The sequence below is a fragment of the Candidatus Chryseopegocella kryptomonas genome (genome assembly GCF_001536065.1).
In the GTDB taxonomy this organism is placed as follows: Bacteria; Bacteroidota; Ignavibacteria; order Kryptoniales; family Kryptoniaceae; genus Kryptonium; species Kryptonium kryptomonas.
This window is the reverse complement of record NZ_CZVW01000001.1, coordinates 11,406-31,090: the sequence shown is the minus strand read 5'-3', so window position 1 is coordinate 31,090 and position 19,685 is coordinate 11,406. Positions and strand designations below refer to the sequence as shown.

Below are 19,685 nucleotides of genomic sequence, written 5' to 3'. Positions count from 1 at the left end.
TTCAGAACTTTTTATTTTAAAAGAACCATTTTCTTTGAGATAATGATGTTCTTCGCCTTCATAACATAGAAATAAATTCCGCTTGCAAGGTTAACCGCACTGAAATCAACAAAGTGAACCCCTGAATTTTTATACCCATCAACAAGTGTCGCAACTTTTCTGCCAAGTATATCATAAACCTCAATTTTCACCTCCGAAGGATACGGAACTTCATAATAAATCTTCGTTGAACTGTTAAACGGATTAGGATAGTTTTGATGGAGTTTAAATACAGCGGGAACTTCTGGTTGGTTTTGAGCAAAGATAACTTTCGTATATCCCCCTTGCTCCGTGCTTAAAAGCAAGCCAAAATTTCCAACTGCAAAACCTTTCAGCGAATCAATAAATTCAACTGAATAAATATCGTTTGTAACTCCAATCGGTTGAAGATGCCAGGAATTTCCACTATCTTTCGTGTATAAAACAACTCCATCATCACAGGCGACGAAAATTTTCAATGAGTCAATTATCTTTATATCGTTGACCCTTGCTTTGAGAGGTCTTGAAATCACGATAGTATCTTTGACAACATAAATTGAATCATCGCTTGCCACAACATAGAAAACTCCATCTTTATACAATTTTATTTTTCTCAACGATGTATCAACATAGCTCACAAAAACTGAAACAGAATCATTAGAGCCAGCTCTCCATAGAATTATTGAATTTTTCTTTACACTTGCGAAAGCATCTTCGCTTTTTATTTCCGTTTCACCATTTACATAAAAAGACAATTTCTGCCAAGTATTTCCAGCATCGCTTGTGTAATAAAATTCACTTTCGCCTCTTATAAATCCATATCTTCCATTATAAAAACCAATTTGCTTGAAATTATCCCTCGTTCCAAGTTCAATTTGTGTCCAGAGCGTATCGCCAATTTTACCTTTATAAACGAGTCCTTGCTCACCAACGATATAAACAAGCGAATCCGCAAACGCAATATCGTTTAATTTTAATTCCTTCCCCAAGGCTTTTGTCCTATAAAGCCATGTCCTCCCGCCATCTTTTGTGATGAAAATTGAGCTTGTCTCCCCAACGACATAACCAGTGTCTTTATTCGCAAATTTTATTTTCAAAAGTTTATCCCAAGATAAGGTCTCTATCTTATTCCACCGCAATTTGTAATCAACTGGGATAAATGCGGACAAAGTTGTGTTTTCATTCAAAACTTCATCGCTTACATTATCAACAGTTAAAGTATTTGCATATGAATTAACATTTGTCTCAAGCGGTTTCCATGATTGACCATCAAAATAATGTAATTTCAAAAAATGTTCATCCAAAATGCCCACTCCAAGCTCAGTTCTTGTCAATGATTCATCTCTATATTCCAATCTTATCCTCGCTCTAAATTTCGCACTTGATGGATACGGGATAATTTTAAAAACTCTTCTGACATATTTATCTGGCAAAACATCATCAGGCAAATACGGAGGAATGCTATCTGGATAAACTATAACGGTTAAACTATCAAGTCCATTTGCCTCATAAAACCAAATGCTTCCAAGCAAGCGACCGTTTTTATCAACAAAGTGATAAACCGTGTCAAGCCGGGTTATTCTCAATGTCGCTTTATTTTCTTCACCTGGCCAATAGTTTGAAAGCCACTTGTAAAGGAAAAATATTCTCGCAGTAACATAGTATTTCAATGCCTCAACCTGTTCATCAAATTCCTTGTTCGTTCCCCATTTAAATTCATCGCGATAAACATAATTTCTTATCAAATTTTTCAACGAATCAATCAAAGCGAGCATCTTATCTTCTGTAAAAATGTAAGTTAGCACAGAATCAAGTTTTTGCTTGAATCTGGAAACAAGGATTGAATTTTGAAAGAACTTGATCTTCAAAGGATTATCAACGCCGTGATAGGGTAACATATACCAGTATTTAAATTTATCGTTCAAAAGGTTCAAAGGATAAGGCAAGACACCTGTTCCATCTCTCCCAAAAGAAAGATCATAGTCCCAGGGTATAATCAGCCATTTATCCGAAACAGAGTCGTGATAAAGATAGTAATTTTTGTTGTATGTATCTCCCATATGAGTTAATGTGTTAAGCAGGAACCAGTTTAAAACTGTTTCACCTATAAATTTTCGCTCAATGAAATTGTGGAAATCTTCCGCAGGAGTTTCGTTTATTTCTTTTATGAGTTGAATTAAATCGGAGTAGTTGCTATCTGCTGGAAATTTCTTGTCATAAAATTTGAAGTAATCATTTGAATCCAGCGGGATAAAAAGATCACCCATATGATAATCATCAACCGGCTCATACATTGAACCACCCTTCATAAATCCATATTTTTCCGGAGTTCGCTTGAAGGTTTCATCAATTCTTTCTACAAAAAGATAAAGTCCGTAATTTTTCCCATTGATGTAAAGATTTGCATAATATGTCTCAGGTCCAATTATTCCAAGCTTTCTTGAAATTTGCCACGCGAGTTCCTCCCGCATTAAAGATTTATCCGTATACATTGCGTTAAACCCCATCTCACGCCATCCTTCAAATTCTTGCCCCTTGTTGAACTTAACAGTGAAAGGTTTCTTCGGATAATATCTTGATGAGTGCCCCTTGAATCTTATTCCCCCAGCGTGTCCTGAACCATCCTCCGGGACAAACCTCATCGGAACATATGTTTTATCCCATATATTGCGTGAATACAACAAAAGCAAACTGTCCGGGTTGATAATGATTGAAAATTCTCTCACTCCCTGAGAGAAAGAAAGTGCTGTTGCCAAAATTGAGATAAAAAATGCCTTCGCAATCCTCATTTTGGTCCTCAAGATTTTTATATTTAAACTTGGAGTTAACACCTGATTTATGTGAAATTTTAAGCATCATAATTGTGTAAATCTACCTTTTCATCCTAACAGGAATATAAAAAACGCACAATTTAAAGTCAATAGAAGAAATTTCTCTTTTGCTTCAAGCTCACCCTTACAACCCGCGAAACATGAAGGCAAAGCAAGAGCAAAAAGAAATTTTTTCCTGTGCTTTTTAAATAATTTAAAGACCGTTAATTAAAAAGTCAAGAGTTTTAAGCGAACCTAATTTTGAAAATTTAAATTCATAACTTAGCCCTTAAAAGACAAGTCAAATCTTTCGCTCTTGACTTTTTCAACAATTTTTTTAATTTTTTCAAAAAAATGGCAAAGCGAAACATGAAGCCCAAAATTTTACTCACACTTGCATTTTTTTCTTTTATTTCCTGCTTTCAAATTGTCGGTCAAAAACCGCAAGAAGTTGAAGATGTCTACTTTCCCGATGGAGACAACGTTCAGGTGAGCGTGTGGATAGATAATTTGGAAATTCCTTGGTCCCTTGTCTTCTTACCCGATGGGAGAGCTCTTGTGAGTGAAAGACCCGGAAGAATTCGTTTAATTGAAAATGGGAAACTTTCTCCTGAACCATATATGACAATCCCGGTTAAACACATTGGTGAAGGTGGATTGATGGGGCTTGCGGTTCATCCCGATTTCCCTCAAAAGCCATACATCTATGCAATGTATACTTATGAAACAGATGGTAAAATTTTTAACAGAGTTATACGGATAAAGGACAATGGTAAAAATGGAACTTTTGATAAAGTTATAATTGACAGCATACTTGGAGCAAGGTTTCACAACGGTGGAAGGATAAAATTTGGTCCGGATAAAATGCTTTACATCACCACGGGAGAAATTTTCAAAGGTGATCTTGCGCAGAATTTAAACTCACTTAATGGAAAAATTTTACGTTTGACCCCAGATGGAGAAATTCCACTGGATAATCCATTTCCGAATTCGCCTGTTTATTCCTATGGACACAGAAATCCACAAGGACTTGCGTGGCATCCCGAAACAGGTGATCTTTTTGAATCAGAACACGGACCATCGGGCGAATACGGTCGCTTCGGTCACGATGAAATAAATGTAATTGTAAAAGGCGGAAACTACGGGTGGCCCAAAATTATCGGCGCAGGTGGACAACCCGGATACATTGACCCAATTGTCGTTTGGAAAGATGCAACCCCGCCATCGGGAATGACTTTTTACAAAGGTGATCTTTTTGTTGCAACATTAAGAAGCGAAGCTTTGATAAGAATAAAAGTTCAAAAGTCAGGAAAATCTTACAAAGTCACGAGAATTGAAAGATGGTTTGCATTTGACAATAGACGGGGAAAATTTGGAAGATTGAGAGATGTCGTCGTTGGTCCTGATGGAAATTTATATGTTTTGACAAGCAATAGAGATGGACGAGGAAATCCACAACCCGGGGATGACAAAATTTATAAAATCGTTTTCAAAAAATAAAAACAAAACGGAGGTGCTACTCTATGGAGCAAAGACAAATTAACACAGTTGAGGAAACTTTACCGTTCGGAGAGAAGATAATCATTGAGTCGTGGAATCACAGAAACATTGACATTGAAACCTACAAATCAATGCATCGGGGAACGCTTACACCTGAGTTTTGGGAGATGGTGGCAAATGAACTTGAATGGTTTAAAAAATGGGACAAAGTTCTTGATGATTCAAATCCTCCATTTTACAAGTGGTTTGTTGGGGGTGAATTAAATCCATCGTATCTGTGTCTTGACCGTCATGTCAAAAGCTGGCGAAAAAATAAAGTTGCAATAATATGGGAAGCCGAACCGGTTGATTCAAATGGTGTTCCTGTTGAAGTTAGGAAATTAACATACTACGATATTTACAAAAGCGTCAATAGAATGGCTTATGCGCTGAAAAGAAATTTTGGAATTAAAAGAGGCGACAGAGTTGGAATTTATATGCCTATGATTCCGCAACTTCCGATTACAATGCTTGCACTTGCAAGAATTGGTGCGACATTTACAGTTGTGTTTTCTGGTTTCAGCGCTGATGCACTTGCAGATAGATTAAATGACGCGGAGGCGAAACTTCTCATTACAGCGAATGGATTTTATAGACGGGGCAATGTTATCAACTTAAAAGAAATTGCTGACGAAGCGCTTGAAAAATCACCAACAGTTAAAAGCGTCATCGTTTTCAGAAGAATTAGAGATCTAAATGTTCGCATGATTGAAGGTCGTGATTATTGGTGGGGAGATATAAGGGAAGGAACTCCTGAAAACGCTTACATTCAACCTGAACCTTTACCTTCAGAACATCCCCTTTACATTCTTTACACTTCCGGAACAACAGGAAAACCAAAGGGAATAGTTCACGACACGGGTGGCTATATGACATTGCTTCACGCAACGATGAAATGGGTTTTTGATCTAAAAGATGACGATGTTTATTGGTGTACCGCTGATATCGGCTGGGTAACAGGACATTCATACATTGTCTTTGGTCCATTGATGGAAGGAGCAACGCAAATTATGTATGAAGGAGCTCCAATATATCCAAATCCCGACAGATGGTGGGCTATAGCTGAAAGATATGGCGTTACGATACTTTACACTTCTCCAACGGGAATAAGAACGCTTATGAAATTTGGTGATCAATGGGTTAAAAGACACGACCTTTCAACTTTAAGATTGCTCCATTCGGTTGGAGAACCGATTAATCCCGAAGCATGGCGATGGTTTTTTGAAGTCGTCGGAAATTCCAAATGCCCAGTTGGTTCAACTTGGTGGATGACGGAAACTGGTGGGATTTTAATATCTCACACTCCCGGTTCTTATCTTGTCCCACTTAAACCTGGCACAAACGGACTTCCGATATTTGGAATTGATGCTGATGTTTTCAACGAAAATGGTCAACCTGCAAAACCCGGAGAAAAGGGTTATCTTGTCATCAAAAACCCTTGGCCCGGTATGCCTCTTACAATCTACGGCGATCCTCAAAGATTGATTGACACATATTTCAAAAAATTTGAAGGGAAATTTTACGCCGGTGATTACGCAATTAAAGATAGCGACGGCTATATCTGGGTCCTCGGAAGAGCAGATGAAGTCATAAAAGTTGCGGGACATCGCCTTGGCACATATGAAATTGAATCGTCTTTAATCTCGCACAAAGCAGTTGCTGAATCAGCAGTTATTGGAGTCCCTGATGAAGTAAAAGGCGAAGTCCCAGTAGCTTTCGTCGTGTTAAAACAGGGATTTGATCCATCTGATGAGTTAAGACAAGAACTTCACCAATGGGTAAGACAAACAATCGGTCCTATCGCTGACCCATCAAAAATTTTCTTTGTCTCCGCTTTACCGAAAACAAGAAGCGGAAAAATTATGAGACGACTTCTCAGAGCAGTCATAAGCGGAGAATCCCTCGGAGATACAACGACACTTGAAGATCAAGCATCAATTGATGAAGTTAAAATTGCTTATGAAAAATTAAAAACTGAAATCGGTGGTTAATTCACATCAAAAGGGCATGTCGTTAATCGGCGTGCCCTTACTTTATCTTTAAAACAAGCAATGTTATATCATCAACCTGTTCAACTCCGTATGAAAATGAAGAAATCAAATCCTTAATTGAGTTAACAATTTTACCAGCGGGCAAATTGACATTTGAATTCAAAAACGAAATTACTCTCTCAAGCCCGATTTCCTCTCCATTTGAATTCATCGCCTCAATCACTCCATCAGTGTAAAGAAAAATTAAATCGCCATTTTCAATTTTAACTTTACCAACCTCATATTCATCATCCAAAACCCCAAGCACTGCACCACCCTTTTCAAGAAACTCATACCTACTCTTTTTAAACAAAATCGGCGGATTATGTCCAGCGTTAACATATTCAAGAACGAAATTTCTTAAATCAATCTTGCATATAAAAAATGTGATGAATTGTTCTGGCGAAGTGTTAATCTGAATAATTTTGTTAAGCGATTGAACGACGGATTTAATATCACTTGAAAAAAGCAAAAAACTTTTCAACGACGCTTGAAGATTTGACATCAAAAGCGAAGCCGAAACCCCTTTACCACAAACATCCGCAATTGCAACTATAATTTCATCTTCGCTCAATTGAATCACATCATAATAATCACCGCTCACAACTTTTGACGGAATTGACAAGGCGGAAATTTCAATCCTATCATCATCTGGCAATTTCTTCGGAAGTAAATTCTTTTGTATTTCATAAGCAAGTTTCATATCGTAGTTCAAACTTAACATTTTCAAATTCTCAATTGCATTTATCGTAGCAATAAAAATTGTGCGAATTAATTCAACATCTGAAATTTCAAAAGGCAAATTCTCTTTTCTTTTCCCCAGAATCAAAACAAAAACCCGCCCATCGCTTACATTTTTATGAAAAAGAACGAGAGACAAATTTTTAAAACCGAATTTCGCTGGCTCAAGAATTAAATTTTCATCCAGATGCAAAATTTTTCTCAAAAAACTTTTCTTGACCTCAAATGACTTTGGAAAAGAAAAAATTTTTTGCTTTGCTCCGTCAAACTCAACGACAGAAATTCCCTCAACCTTAAAATGTCCCATAAGAGTCAGGGCAAGAGATTCAAAAATTTCTTCATCGTCTTTCTTCAAAAGCACGCTTTGTGTAAATTCGTTTATCATCTTCAAATCATAAATGTTCCTCTTTAAATCAAGAATTGAGGCGATATTCTTAAGCGAAAGAGCGGTGAAATTTGCGATAAAGTTTATATATTCAATCTCTCTATGTGTAAATTTTTTGTCTCTGCATCCAAGAAGAATCAACGCAAGAACAAAATCCCCCGACGAACCCCATCTTATCGGAACAAGATAACAAAGTTTGTTTCTACTTATAAAACTTGAAAATTTGAAGCCAAAATTTTTTAAAAATTTCCTACTCAATTTAGTTATCCCTTCTGGAATTTTCCCCGAACTGATTTTAAATCCGTAATTAAATTTAAGACCGACAGCGTAAACAACTTTAAAACTTCCATCTTCAAAAATTAAAGCGACACCTTTTGAAATTTTCAACTTTCCAAGAAGCGAAAGAAGAGAAATTTTGAGAACATCATATTGACTTTGCGAACTTGCCAACGCTTTGCCAAAATTAAAAATTGATTCAAGCGTGAAAATTGCCTCCGACTCATTCATCTTTTCTCAAAAATTTTGTTAAGATCACAACATTTTTATTCCTCTTTCTCTGATACTTTACCCTGTCCATAAACCTATGAATTATAAACATCCCAAGTTTCCCACGCTTGACCTTGCCTGTCCTTTTGAACTTATCAAGCGGTGATTCAATTTTCAATTTCTCTGGTTCAAACGGCAAACCATCGTATGAGACGACAACGGAAAATCTATTTCCAGATTTTTTAACTTCAACATATATTATGCCATCTGGCTTATTCTCGTAGGAATGTTTAATTGAATTCGTGCAAACTTCATCAACGGAGAGAATGATTTTTTCAACATCAATTTCATCAAATCCGAACTTGATCGCTTCTTTCCTTATGAAATCTCTGACGAGTTTAAGATTTTTCAACTCGCTTTTAATTTTGATCTTCTTATTTTTTTCTCTTGCGGACATTTTTCTTCTCTTGCTCCTCAAAAGATTTTATTGCACTATCCTCATCCTTGAAAACTTTGAATATATGCTTGAACCCAAGCAATTCAAAAATCTCATCAATTTTTTCCGAAAGACAGCAAAATCTTATATCGCCCGAATTTTTCCTCACATCATCAACGAAAGCCATAAAAACTCCAAAACCAGCACTGCTTATGTAAGTCAAATTTTTCATATTCACGATAATTTTATAATTCCCAGATTGAACGAGTTCTCTCATCATCTCTTCAAATTGCAAAGATGTGTAAGCGTCAAGATAACCTTTGAGTTTTAAGACCTTAACAGAATTTTTTTCTTCAACTTTAACATCAAAACTTTTCTCGCTTTGCCCTCTTCCCATTTCATTTCTCCTTTATTTTTTCCATTTCACCGCAAGAATTGTTATATCGTCAATTTGTTTTGTGCCTTTTTGATAACTTTCAACCTCGTTAAAAATTTCACTCACAATTTCATCCGAACTTTTATAGCAAATTTTTTCAATCAATTTTTCAAAACGCTTATAACCAAATTCCTCATTTAACTCATTCATCGCTTCAATCACTCCATCGCTGTAAAGTATGAGAAGATCACCTTCATCAAGTTTCAATTTAACTGGCTTGATAAATTTTCCAAATTCTTCCGATTTCACCAAACCAACTCCAAGTCCCGATGATTTCAAAAATTTTGCTTTTCCATCTTTCACAAATACAGGTGGTAAATGTCCCGCTCTTGCAAGTTCAACCGTTGCTTTTTTCAAATCAAAATAAGCATAGACAAGCGTTATAAAAAATTTCCTATCAATATGCCCGAAAATCGTGTCATTTACCTTGATTAAAAATTCAACAGGGCTTGGATAAATTTTCGCAAGCGATTGAAAAATTCCCTTCATCTCCGCCATATAAAACGCTGCTGATATACCTTTGCCCGAAACATCGGCTATAATGACCGATAAATTACCATCATCGTGCGTGAAAAAATCGTAATAATCCCCACCAACTTCAAAAGCAGGAACTGAAAGAGCCGAAATCTCAAACTTTTCCGAAGATGGTAAAACTTTTGGAAGAAGTTTTTTCTGCATCTGTTGAGCAAGTTCAAACTCACGAGAAAGTCGCTCCTTCTCAATTGACTCCTGAATCAATCTTGAATTTTCAACGCCGATTGCAATTTGATCCGCTAACGCAAGCGCAAGACCAATTTCATCTGAAGTGAAATTTTGATTTTGCTTGACAAGATATAAAAATCCCGAAATTTTTTGATGCGAAACAAGTGGTGCAATCAAAATGTTTGAGTCCTTGATGTTTGAAACAATATATCTTGATTCAAGATTTCGCTCTTCAAAATTTTTACGAAGCGAATTAACTTCCTCTCTCAAACTTTTTAAATTAATCTCATCAATTCCTGCAACTCCATAAATTTCATCCGCATATGGCAATTTCAGTTCAACCCACGCTGATTTTGAACCAGTCATCTCCATAGCAATTTTAACAGCAGTGTCTGAAAATTCTTTTATATCAAGAACCTGCGCAACAAGTTTTCCAATGTTTTGAAGTGTTGAAAGTTCGGCAACTTTTCTCTCGTAAATTTCAGCAGTCGGAAGATGAAAAATTGTGCTACTGAAAACGAAAAACGAATAAATGATCAAAAACGGATGAAGATAAAAATGTGCAAAAGAAAAAAGCAAAGTTGAATAATATCTCATACCTTCACTGCTGTTTCCCGTGGCAAAAGGACTTTGAAGCAAAAACAAAAAAAGTATCACGAGAAAAGAGTAAAGCAAAACTTTATATTTCTCTCTTTTGCTTAAACTTATGACCCACGGAATTCTAAAAGATATCCAGACAAATAAAATTAACTGCAAAATTAAAATTACCTGCGAAATCAAACTTAACTCTTCTAAAATTTCCCTTATCAATTCACCTGCGACAAAAAATGCAATTGAAACTGTGAACTTAACACTTGCTTCTTTCCCACGAGCAAAGAAAAAAATCTTTAAAAAAATTGAGAACACAATTGAGACAAGAAAAGTGTAAATCAAACTGTGAATGTTTATCAATATCACATCAGCGTAAGAAGAAGGTGAAATTACATCATTAACTTTTTGCAAATTGATGAAGTTTTTGAAAGCAAACGAGAATCCAACAAGAGGAATGAGAAAAATTATGATAAACTTTATCCCTTCAACTGGATTTTTCTCAAATTTTTTAGCAAATGGCTGAACTATCAAAACCAAAGTTATAAAAAGTGCGAGAAAAATTATGTTTGATGCAAAATCAAAAGCAGGAAACGGGAAAATTTTTTTAACAAGCGTGATGGCAAGAAGAACGAAAGCAAGAGCGAAGGCAAGCAAAATCTGACCGAATGAGAATGTTTTTTCTATTTCGTAATTTTTTTGATTCATCTTATCAAGACAACTTTGCGAATGGTTTTATACACAGGCGTTTCAAGTTTGCAGAAATAAACACCGCTTGGAACATATCTTCCATAATCATCTTTTCCATCCCAAACTATTCTGTAATCTTTAACTGGTTGAGAGAAAAATCTATTTTCAAGAGTTCTGACTTTTTGACCAAGTATATTGTAAATTGAGAGACTGACAGAAGTTGGCTCTGGGACATCAAGTAGAAAAATTGTTTTTGAATTAAATGGGTTCGGGAAATTTTGAGAGAGGCGAAATTCACGAGGTGGCTGAATATCAAGATGAACTGTTAAGAAATTTCTTTCATCTTTGTTATCAACAGCGATAATTAAAAAGTTTGAAGGCAATGTTGTAAGCGTGGTGGTGTATTTATTTCCTCCAACATTTTGCATTGGAAACCTCAAAGCGTCAGCCATTATGAAAACCTCTTTTATTCCATTTTTTGACATAGCATAAACCGAAATCTCATAACCATTTAAACTTTCCCTAATCTCGGGGTAATTGCTTAAAATTGGACCGTGATACAAACACGCTGAAAGACCATTGACAATTCCCCAGCCATAATCATTATCCGGGTTATCAGCACGACTTGCCGTATTTCTTATAGCATCTCTCACATCAAAAGAACTTAACTCGGGATGAACTGAAAGAATCAAAGCAGCAATTCCAGCAACTATTGGACAAGATAATGAAGTTCCAGAAGCGTATCTGTAACTTGATTTTGAACTTGTTGAAGCGCCGTAAACTGAAACACCAAGTGCGCAGACATCGGGTTTTATCCTTCCATCATAAGTTGGACCCATTGAACTAAAATATGCTATTCTTCCAAGTGAATCAACTGCGCCAACAGCGATGACATATTTACCGTCAGCAGGTGCAACAACATATTTCCAACTTGTATTTCTTTCGTTTCCAGCAGAATTTACAACAACAATCCCTTTTTGAAATGCGATGTCGGCTGCTTTTGTGATTTTAGCGGTATTTCCGTCCATATTTTCATAAGTATACCAATCAATATAACCAAGAGAACTTGAAACAACATCAACACCAAGCGAATCCATCCATTCAATCGCTCTAACCCAATTATCTTCTTCAGCTGGGGTTTCACTTCTTACATCTTCTGTTTTCGCGAGGACAAATTTCGCCCCTGGTGCAACTCCGTAAATTTGTCCATCTTTTTTCCCACCGAGAACCGAAAGGGTTAATGTCCCATGTGAATCCTGATCAGGAGAATCAACAGGTTGATTGGCAGTTATCGTATCGTTGAAAATAAAATCATATTGTGCAATTACTTCAACATTCTCAAGAGATTCATGACTTAATCTAAATCCCGTGTCCATCATCCCAACAATTACATCTTTGCCTATTATGTTCATTTTGTGCAACTCTTTCACACCGGATAATCTTATCTGTCGCTCCGAAGCTCCATAATTGTAATCAATAAGTGGCGTTTCAACTTCCGGTTTATCAAAAAATGTATTTACCGATTTTGCAACTGGCTTAACTTCAAGAACGAACGGAAGATTTTTCACAATCTCAATTTGAGAACTGTCAAGATATGCACTCACAGCGTTAAGCCATTTTGAAACGACATTTATCTTAACACCTAAAGATTTAATTTTGTCAATGTATCCATCATAAACAGGCAAATCGTAATAATCAAAAACTTTTGTTTCATCCCGAACTGTTTTCAATCTTCGTTCATAAGAGCGCTCGGAAATTGAAGATTTTAATCTATTGTATAAAACACCCCCCTTCGCAAGCGAGACATTTTCATAAATCCCTTTATCTTTGAAGACAATCCAGTATTTTTCTGGTTTTTCTCCCGCAATTAAAAACGAGATAACAAAAAGAAAGATGAAAAACTTTTTCATCTGCCTTCAAATTTTATTTTGAAATGATCCCATCCGCCGGCTTCAAGATCAACCTCGCTTTTATCCTCCCTTATCAACCTTATCCCTTGCTCCCTATCAAGTATTCTGCCGATAACTTTCACATCAGAATAAAGAGGATCAAGTTTTTTAAGTTCGCTTTCAGAAACGGTAAATAAAAGCTCATAATCTTCACCACCATTTAAAACATACGGGAGATAATCTTCGTTAAATTCATCTTTTGCAATTTTCTTGACAAGTTCATCAACTGGCAAACTCGTCTCATAAATTTCAGCTCCTACATTGCTTTGTCTGCAAATATGAAGTAAATCAGAAGATAAACCATCGCTTATATCAATCATTGAATTTACTTTCACTTTTAAATCTTTCAACTTGTTTGCGATGTCAAATCTTGGAACTGGTTTAAGATGTTTTTCAATTGCTTTCAAAAATGGCTCAAAATTGGGTTTGAAATTTTGTTTATCCTCTGATTCAAGAAATTTTTTCTTCTCTCGCAAGAGGATCTTCAATCCTGCATACGATAGACCGAGCGTCCCTGTTACACAAATATAATCCCCAATTTTAGCACCGCTTCTATACGGAATGATGTCTTTATCTGCCTCTCCTATCATCGTCACAGATATTGCCATATTTCCAAATGTCGTCGTCGTATCGCCACCTATTAAAGCAAAGTTAAATTCATTACATGCGGATTTTATCCCGAGATATAAATTTTCCATCATTTCAACAGATATCTTCCTCGGTATCGCAACAGTTATTAAAGCATATCTTGGAGTTGCAAGCATCGCACAAAGATCGCTTAAATTCACAACCATTGATTTCCAGCCGAGATTTCTCATAGAGACATAAGTTAAATCAAAATGGATCCCTTCAATCAAAGCATCCGTTGTGACAACTTGAACTTTTCCCTCCGCTGGAATATAAACAGCAGCGTCATCACCAATGCCCTTAACTATGAGCGAATCACGATATGGCTGTAAAATTTCATTTAATCTCGCAATTAACCCGAATTCCCCAATCTGTGAAATATCTGTAAAACTTTCATTCATAAAATTTATTCGCCAATTATTTGGACAACTATATTTCTCGTCCTTGGGCGGTTGTCAAAATCCACAAGCACAATCTGTTGCCATGTTCCAACGAGCAACTTTCCATCTGAAAATGGAACTGTTAAAGACGCACCAAGAATTGACGCTCGCACATGAGCATAACCATTATCATCACCCCACCTTGAATCGTGATGATAACGCTTATCCATAGGAGCAATCCTCTCAAACGCTTCTGGCAAATCTTTTAAAAGCCCCGGCTCATATTCAATCGTCGTAACTCCTGCGGTTGAACCAGAGACAAAAATTGTGACATTTCCATTTTTAACTTGATGCTTTTTCACGATCCCCTGAACTTGATCAGTTATGTCAATTATGTCATTAAATCCCTTCGTTGAGACAGTTATTTTATCGGTTATGACCTTCATAACTTATTCTGGCAATTTTATTGCAATAAGTTCAACTTGATTTTTCACATAAAAAACGAAGTCATCTTTACAGAAAAAAGCATCTGGAATAAAAAATGTTAAGTCGTTATAAAGAACATCCTCATACAAAAGTTTCCCTTCGTCAGTGTCAATTATCTTCAAAACATTTGAAAATTTATCCGCTTCAAGCGGTAATTTCGCACGATTTAAAATATGATAATTCACGACCGCAAAATTTCCCTTCTTCAAAACTTCTGCTGGAAATCTCAAATCCGCATTTTCAATGAACTGTCCAATTTTTTCCGAAATTTCATCGTAATCTGGATGAAATTCATCAAAAGGCAAAGATGTTTCAATGTAATTCATACTTTCTGCTTTTTCATCTTTCAGTGCGTTTATAACACCTGAATTATCTCCATATTCCTTGACAATCTCACCTGTTCTTGAATCAAGTTCAAAATAAAATCTTTGCTCAATCAAATTCTTAACAGTGTAAACTTTACCATTTAGAGCAAAGAGAAAATTATAATCATCATTCTCCCACAGAATTTTTCCAGATTCGGAATCAACAGCGTAAATTTTCCCCTGCACTGGGAAATCTGGGCGTCTGAACTCACAGAGGAAAAAAAGATTTTCATCTGAATCGGAAATTTGCACCCACCATTGTTCATCAATTTCCAAATTTTCCCAAATCTTATTCCCTGTATCAATTGACAGACAAACAAACTTAACAATTTTCTTATCAACATCTCTTAACTCACATAAAATTTTGTCATATTTCGTCGGGAAAATTTTCCAGATTTTAAAATCAGCAGGGGCTTTAAAAATCCACTCTGGTTTTAGTTTATTCGCAGATGAGAAAATTTTCATTGTTTACTTCTTTCGTATTTAATTTCGGGTTCAGCATGAACTATAACTTTTGAAACTTCTTTTATGTCAAGATAAATCTGATTTTCAATTGTCGTTGCAATTTCATGCGCCTCCGTTAGAGAAAGAGAATTGTCAAGAATGCAATTCATCGTGACTTTATATTTGCCGTCAATTTCCATAACCGTGACATCTTTACAATCAATGACGCCATTGTGAGACCTTGCTATTTTAAGAATTTTTTGAATCATCTCGTCGCATCGGTCGTTTACAATCTGTGTCTCTTTTATCATATCGCTTTCTTCATCAATGTGAATTGAAATTTTATCAACATTAGGAATCTTCTCTTTGATCTTTTTCTCTATTTGATTTGCGACTTCGTGCGCTTCTTCAAGTGTCTGTTTGCTTCCGCATTCAAGATGAAGATCAACAAAGTATTTATCCCCTACTTTTTGAACTTCTATATTGTGAGCAGACATTCCAGAACCAACAAGTATCATTCTGACTTTATCAATCACCGTTTCATCATCCGTCTCAATTGGTTCTGCGTGTATGACGATATCAACATTTGGAATGATTTGTTTTATTCTTTCTTCAACCAAATTCATCACTTGATGTGCGTGTTCAAATGGAAGCGTTCTTTTTATATCAACGACCATATCAACAAATGATTTTGACCCCGACTGTCTTATTCTTACATTTCTACAATTTACAACACCATCAATTTTCATAACCTCTTCCTTAACTTTTTCAATCAAATTAACATCTGGAACTTTATCCGTGAGCATATCAATGGTTCTTTTCCCAAGTCGTAAACTTATCCATATTACAATTCCAGAGACGATAAGAGCAGCAAAAGCATCAGCTTTATGAAATCCCAATCCAGCACCGATTAAACCAATTATTACAACAGCGGAGCTTAAAATATCAGTGCTAAAATGAAGTGCATCCGCTTCAAGCGCTTGACTGTTATACTTTTTCGCAGCTTTAAACAAAATTCTTGAACGAGAATAATCAATCACAATTGCAGTGATTATTACAGCAAAGCTCCAAAAATTTACTTCTATATGAACCTCGTGAAAGAAAATCCTGTTTATCGCCTCATAAATTATCCATCCACAGGTGACAAGGAGAAGCAATGTTTCAAACAAAGCTGAAAGATTTTCAAATTTTCCATGCCCGTATGTATGTTCTCTATCCGCAGGTTTATCCGCAATTTTCACAGCAAAATAAGTCATAGCAGCTGCTACAAGATCAAGTCCGCTATGTGCAGCTTCGGAAAGAATTCCTAAACTTCCAGTCATCAAACCAACAACAAGTTTAAAAGCAGTTAAAAAGACAGCAGCAACAACCGAACTAATTGCTGCTTTTTGCTTTTCTATGCTTGCTTTAACTTCCATTTTCGTTTAAAATTTTTTGAAGTATCACGGAAATACTTTTTAAATTTATTCAAGAAAACCTGCAATTGCAAACTTGCTCATTTAAAATAAATTTATTTGAAATTGATGCGAAACATCAAACTTTTAATTGAATACGATGGGACAAATTTTGTCGGCTGGCAAATTCAACCCAACGGAAGAAGTGTGCAAGGCGAAATAAAAAAAGCAATAAAGCAGATAACTGGAGAAGATGTTAATCTCATCGGAGCAAGCAGAACCGACGCTGGAGTTCACGCACGAGGTCAAGTTGCAAATTTTAAATCTCAAACCAAAATCCCAGTTGAAAATCTAAAAAAAGCACTCAACTCAATTTTGCCCGATGACATCGTGATTCATTCAGTTGAAGAAGTCCCTGATGATTTCCACGCAAGATACAGCGCAATTGAAAAAACATACCGATACTTTATCACACAAAACAAAATTGCAATTGGAAGAAATTACATTTGGTTTGTAAAATACGAAATTGATTTTCAAAAACTTGAAGAATGCGCCCGACTTATAACGGGAAAACACGATTTTGAAATCTTCTCAAAAAAAGGAACGAATGTGAAAAACTATATATGTGATGTCAAATTCGCAGAATGGAAAAAAGAAAATGATAAATTGATCTTCACAATAACCGCAAATAGATTTCTTTATGGGATGGTTAGAGGGCTTGTCGGGGCTATGATTGATGTCGCAAGAGGAAGATTTGAAATAGATGTTTTCAAAAAGATGCTCATTGAAAAATCAAATCAAGCCGAACTTATGCACGCACCAGCAAATGGGCTCTTCCTTGAAGAAATCAGATATTGAGAGGAAACATCTATCTCAAAGTTTCGTATATTTACAACCAGAAGACAAACAAAATTTTTAAAAAGCTATGCGAAAATTAGCTATGATTTTGCTTTTGCTTCCCCAAGTTCTTCTCGCACAGGAAAGCGGAAAAATTGAAAGCTTGATTGATGAGATTTTGAAAAAAATTGAAAATTATTACTCCGCAGAAGAAACGCTCTCCGATTATCAGATACAAAAGCAAAAAGAACTTCAAAAACAGCTTGAAAGGATAAGAAAACAACTTGAGATTCTAAAAAAGCAAAAAGATTTAATTGAGCCAGAAAAATTTCAAGAAGAGCTTGAAAAAATTCAAAAGACAGCGATTGAAATTCAAAGAGCAAGTCAGGAATTAATTGAGCAAAGCCAAAAGAAAACCACGACTTTATCTTTTGTTCCATCTTTTAGATTCAGAGGTGAAACAGAGATTGGGAGAAATGATTACATTGATGGAAATGTGCTTGTTCAAGATGGGGACTTGAAAATCTACGGCAGGATAAATGGCGATATACTTGTTGAAAACGGTGATGTCTTTGTGGAAGATGGAGCAGAAGTAAATGGAAACATCTACACGACGAATGGAAAGATAACGATAAGAAGCGGGGCTAAATTCACGGGCGAAAAATATGAGAACTTTTCACAGATTGCAAAAGCTGACAGCTTGATCTCATACGACAGGAGAAAGCACAGGTTGGAAATAAGATACAAAGGCATTTATGCGAGTTTTGGTGGTTTCAAACAATTTCACGAGGATGTTCCAGGGGTTGATAATTTTTATTTTGAATTTGAAAGGGTAAGCGGTTTCAAAATTGGTTTAATTTATCCGAGAAAATTTATTAACACAGTTTACAAACCAATTTCAATGTATGGCTACGGGGCTTATGCAACAAAATCACATAGATGGATTTTTTTGCTCGGGCTTAATAGATTGTTATTTAACTCAAATGATGATTTATTCTTAATTCTCGGAGCTGAAATTTACTCAACCATCGGGACGAAAGACAACTGGCTTATCTCCCCAAATGCCAACACGATATCAGCACTTATCTGGAACAATGATTATCGCGATTATTTCAAGCAAGAAGGGTTTAACATTTATCTTGAGACAGCGATTCTTTCAAAGGTAAGCAATTTGATGTTAAGATATTCAAGCGACAATTACGCAAGCGAAGTCTCGCGATACATAAAATACTTCAGCTGGAACGAAAAAAGACCATTCAGAGCAAATCCACCCGTTTATGAGGGTAATTTAAAATCAATCTCAATCAATTATCGGGTTGGGGGCTTTCATCTAATTGAGGGATTTAGAAAATCTGGCGTTGGGTTTGAAATTTACATTGAAAAAGAACTTGGCAATTTAAAATACACAATTTTAACATCTGAGTTAAAAGCAAGGTTAAGTTTGTCCAATTACGATAACTTCGGCTTTAGACTTAGAGTTGGGGCTTCAAATCAAATTTTGCCAAAGCAGAAATCATTTGAGATCGGTGGTTTCGGAACGCTTTACGCCTTCCCATATAAAGCATTTGAGGGGAATAAAATGTTGCTTGCAAATTTTGAATATATTTTGAAAAATCCGATTGATGTCTTTGATTTTGTTAACTTCTTTATTTTCTTTGACGCTGGATATGTAAATAGTGAAGAAGGGAAACTCACATCTGGATTCAAGATAAAAAATTTAAGCGAGATAAAATCTGATTTCGGCTTTGGTTTCGGGACAGAGAGTATGAAGACAAGGATTTACTTTGCGTGGAGAACGGACAGGAAAACACCGCCGATTGTGGTTCTGAGATTATCAAATCCATTTTAAAGTTTGTTTAAAATAAGTTCAAGAATTTTCTTAACATCCACCAGACATTGGCGAAGTTCTGGATCTGTGATTTTAGGGACTTTAATTTTTCCATCGTCTAAAATTTCGGTTGCATCTTCGTCGGGGTTATAATTTTGAAGGACGCGTTTTGCGCCTTCAATCGTGTAACCTTCTTCCCAAAGCAAACGCTTTATCATCAGAACGATTTTAATATCTCTGTTTGTGTATGCTCTGTCTTTCCCCCTACTTCTTGAAGGTTTGAGTTGCTCAAATTCCTTTTCCCAATATCGCAAGACATAAGGTTCAACTCCTGTAAGCTTGCTCACTTCTCCTATTGAATAATAAAGTCGTTCAATTTTAAACTCTGGCATATTGAGTTGCTTTTTTGTTTTATTTTAACGATTTCTTTTATAAAATTCAACCTCTTTCGTAGGTTAATCAAGATTTAACATTGCTTTAACAAAGCATTAACTTTTGAGTGCCAAATTTAAAA

Annotated in this window: 15 protein-coding genes; 4 read left to right on the top strand and 11 right to left on the bottom strand. The window is 35.8% G+C overall.

Annotated features, from left to right (window positions below; all coding sequences use genetic code 11):
* Nucleotides 1-11: 11 nt before the first annotated feature.
* A complete protein-coding gene (locus AWW83_RS00140; protein WP_092346589.1) occupies nt 12-2,807 on the bottom strand; it encodes a CotH kinase family protein in 2,796 nt (931 codons plus the stop codon).
* 375 nt (nt 2,808-3,182) lie between these two features.
* Between AWW83_RS00140 and AWW83_RS00135 the strand changes: the two genes are divergently transcribed.
* The gene (locus AWW83_RS00135) at nt 3,183-4,328 is read left to right on the top strand and encodes a PQQ-dependent sugar dehydrogenase (RefSeq protein WP_234697209.1); all 1,146 of its coding nucleotides are present in this window, start codon (nt 3,183-3,185) and stop codon (nt 4,326-4,328) included.
* A gap of 23 nt (nt 4,329-4,351) precedes the next feature.
* Nucleotides 4,352-6,358, top strand: a complete 2,007-nt coding sequence (gene acs, locus AWW83_RS00130) for an acetate--CoA ligase (protein ID WP_092346583.1) — start codon at nt 4,352-4,354, stop codon at nt 6,356-6,358.
* Between the two features lie 37 nt (nt 6,359-6,395).
* Here acs and AWW83_RS00125 read toward each other — a convergent pair whose 3' ends face one another.
* Genes AWW83_RS00125 through AWW83_RS00085 form a run of 9 tightly spaced genes read right to left on the bottom strand, consistent with a single transcriptional unit; the run spans nt 6,396 to nt 16,530 of the window.
* Nucleotides 6,396-8,030 carry a PP2C family protein-serine/threonine phosphatase gene (locus AWW83_RS00125; protein ID WP_092346581.1) on the bottom strand — a complete coding sequence of 545 codons (1,635 nt, stop codon included), beginning with the start codon at nt 8,028-8,030 and terminating at the stop codon, nt 6,396-6,398.
* The gene (locus tag AWW83_RS00120) at nt 8,023-8,466 is read right to left on the bottom strand and encodes an ATP-binding protein (protein WP_092346578.1); all 444 of its coding nucleotides are present in this window, start codon (nt 8,464-8,466) and stop codon (nt 8,023-8,025) included. The genes AWW83_RS00125 and AWW83_RS00120 overlap by 8 nt, the downstream gene beginning before the upstream one ends.
* Entirely contained in the window at nt 8,444-8,842 is a 399-nt protein-coding gene (locus AWW83_RS00115; RefSeq protein ID WP_092346574.1) for an STAS domain-containing protein, read from the bottom strand. Before AWW83_RS00115 ends, AWW83_RS00120 begins: the two co-directional genes overlap by 23 nt.
* A 12-nt stretch (nt 8,843-8,854) precedes the next feature.
* Nucleotides 8,855-10,879 (bottom strand): GAF domain-containing SpoIIE family protein phosphatase, encoded by a 2,025-nt coding sequence (locus AWW83_RS00110; protein WP_092346571.1) that lies wholly within the window; start codon nt 10,877-10,879, stop codon nt 8,855-8,857.
* Nucleotides 10,876-12,771 carry a S8 family serine peptidase gene (locus tag AWW83_RS00105; protein ID WP_092346568.1) on the bottom strand — a complete coding sequence of 632 codons (1,896 nt, stop codon included), beginning with the start codon at nt 12,769-12,771 and terminating at the stop codon, nt 10,876-10,878. The genes AWW83_RS00110 and AWW83_RS00105 overlap by 4 nt, the downstream gene beginning before the upstream one ends.
* A complete protein-coding gene (gene thiL, locus AWW83_RS00100) occupies nt 12,768-13,838 on the bottom strand; it encodes a thiamine-phosphate kinase (RefSeq protein WP_092346565.1) in 1,071 nt (356 codons plus the stop codon). Before thiL ends, AWW83_RS00105 begins: the two co-directional genes overlap by 4 nt.
* Before the next feature lie 5 nt (nt 13,839-13,843).
* Entirely contained in the window at nt 13,844-14,263 is a 420-nt protein-coding gene (locus AWW83_RS00095) for a secondary thiamine-phosphate synthase enzyme YjbQ (RefSeq protein ID WP_092346562.1), read from the bottom strand.
* 3 nt (nt 14,264-14,266) lie between these two features.
* Nucleotides 14,267-15,133 carry a DUF4905 domain-containing protein gene (locus AWW83_RS00090; protein ID WP_092346559.1) on the bottom strand — a complete coding sequence of 289 codons (867 nt, stop codon included), beginning with the start codon at nt 15,131-15,133 and terminating at the stop codon, nt 14,267-14,269.
* A complete protein-coding gene (locus tag AWW83_RS00085; protein WP_092346556.1) occupies nt 15,130-16,530 on the bottom strand; it encodes a cation-efflux pump in 1,401 nt (466 codons plus the stop codon). The genes AWW83_RS00090 and AWW83_RS00085 overlap by 4 nt, the downstream gene beginning before the upstream one ends.
* Nucleotides 16,531-16,635: 105 nt before the next feature.
* Between AWW83_RS00085 and truA the strand changes: the two genes are divergently transcribed.
* Both truA and AWW83_RS00075 read left to right on the top strand, forming a co-directional pair.
* On the top strand, nt 16,636-17,364 hold the full coding sequence (gene truA, locus AWW83_RS00080; RefSeq protein ID WP_092346553.1) for a tRNA pseudouridine(38-40) synthase TruA: 729 nt from the start codon (nt 16,636-16,638) through the stop codon (nt 17,362-17,364).
* 67 nt (nt 17,365-17,431) lie between these two features.
* Nucleotides 17,432-19,192, top strand: coding sequence for a polymer-forming cytoskeletal protein (locus AWW83_RS00075; protein ID WP_143713839.1), 1,761 nt, complete (start codon nt 17,432-17,434; stop codon nt 19,190-19,192).
* On the opposite strand, the gene AWW83_RS00070 is transcribed toward AWW83_RS00075, so the two are convergent.
* Nucleotides 19,189-19,563 (bottom strand): MerR family transcriptional regulator, encoded by a 375-nt coding sequence (locus tag AWW83_RS00070; protein WP_092346547.1) that lies wholly within the window; start codon nt 19,561-19,563, stop codon nt 19,189-19,191. The genes AWW83_RS00075 and AWW83_RS00070 overlap by 4 nt on opposite strands.
* Between the last annotated feature and the right edge of the window lie 122 nt (nt 19,564-19,685).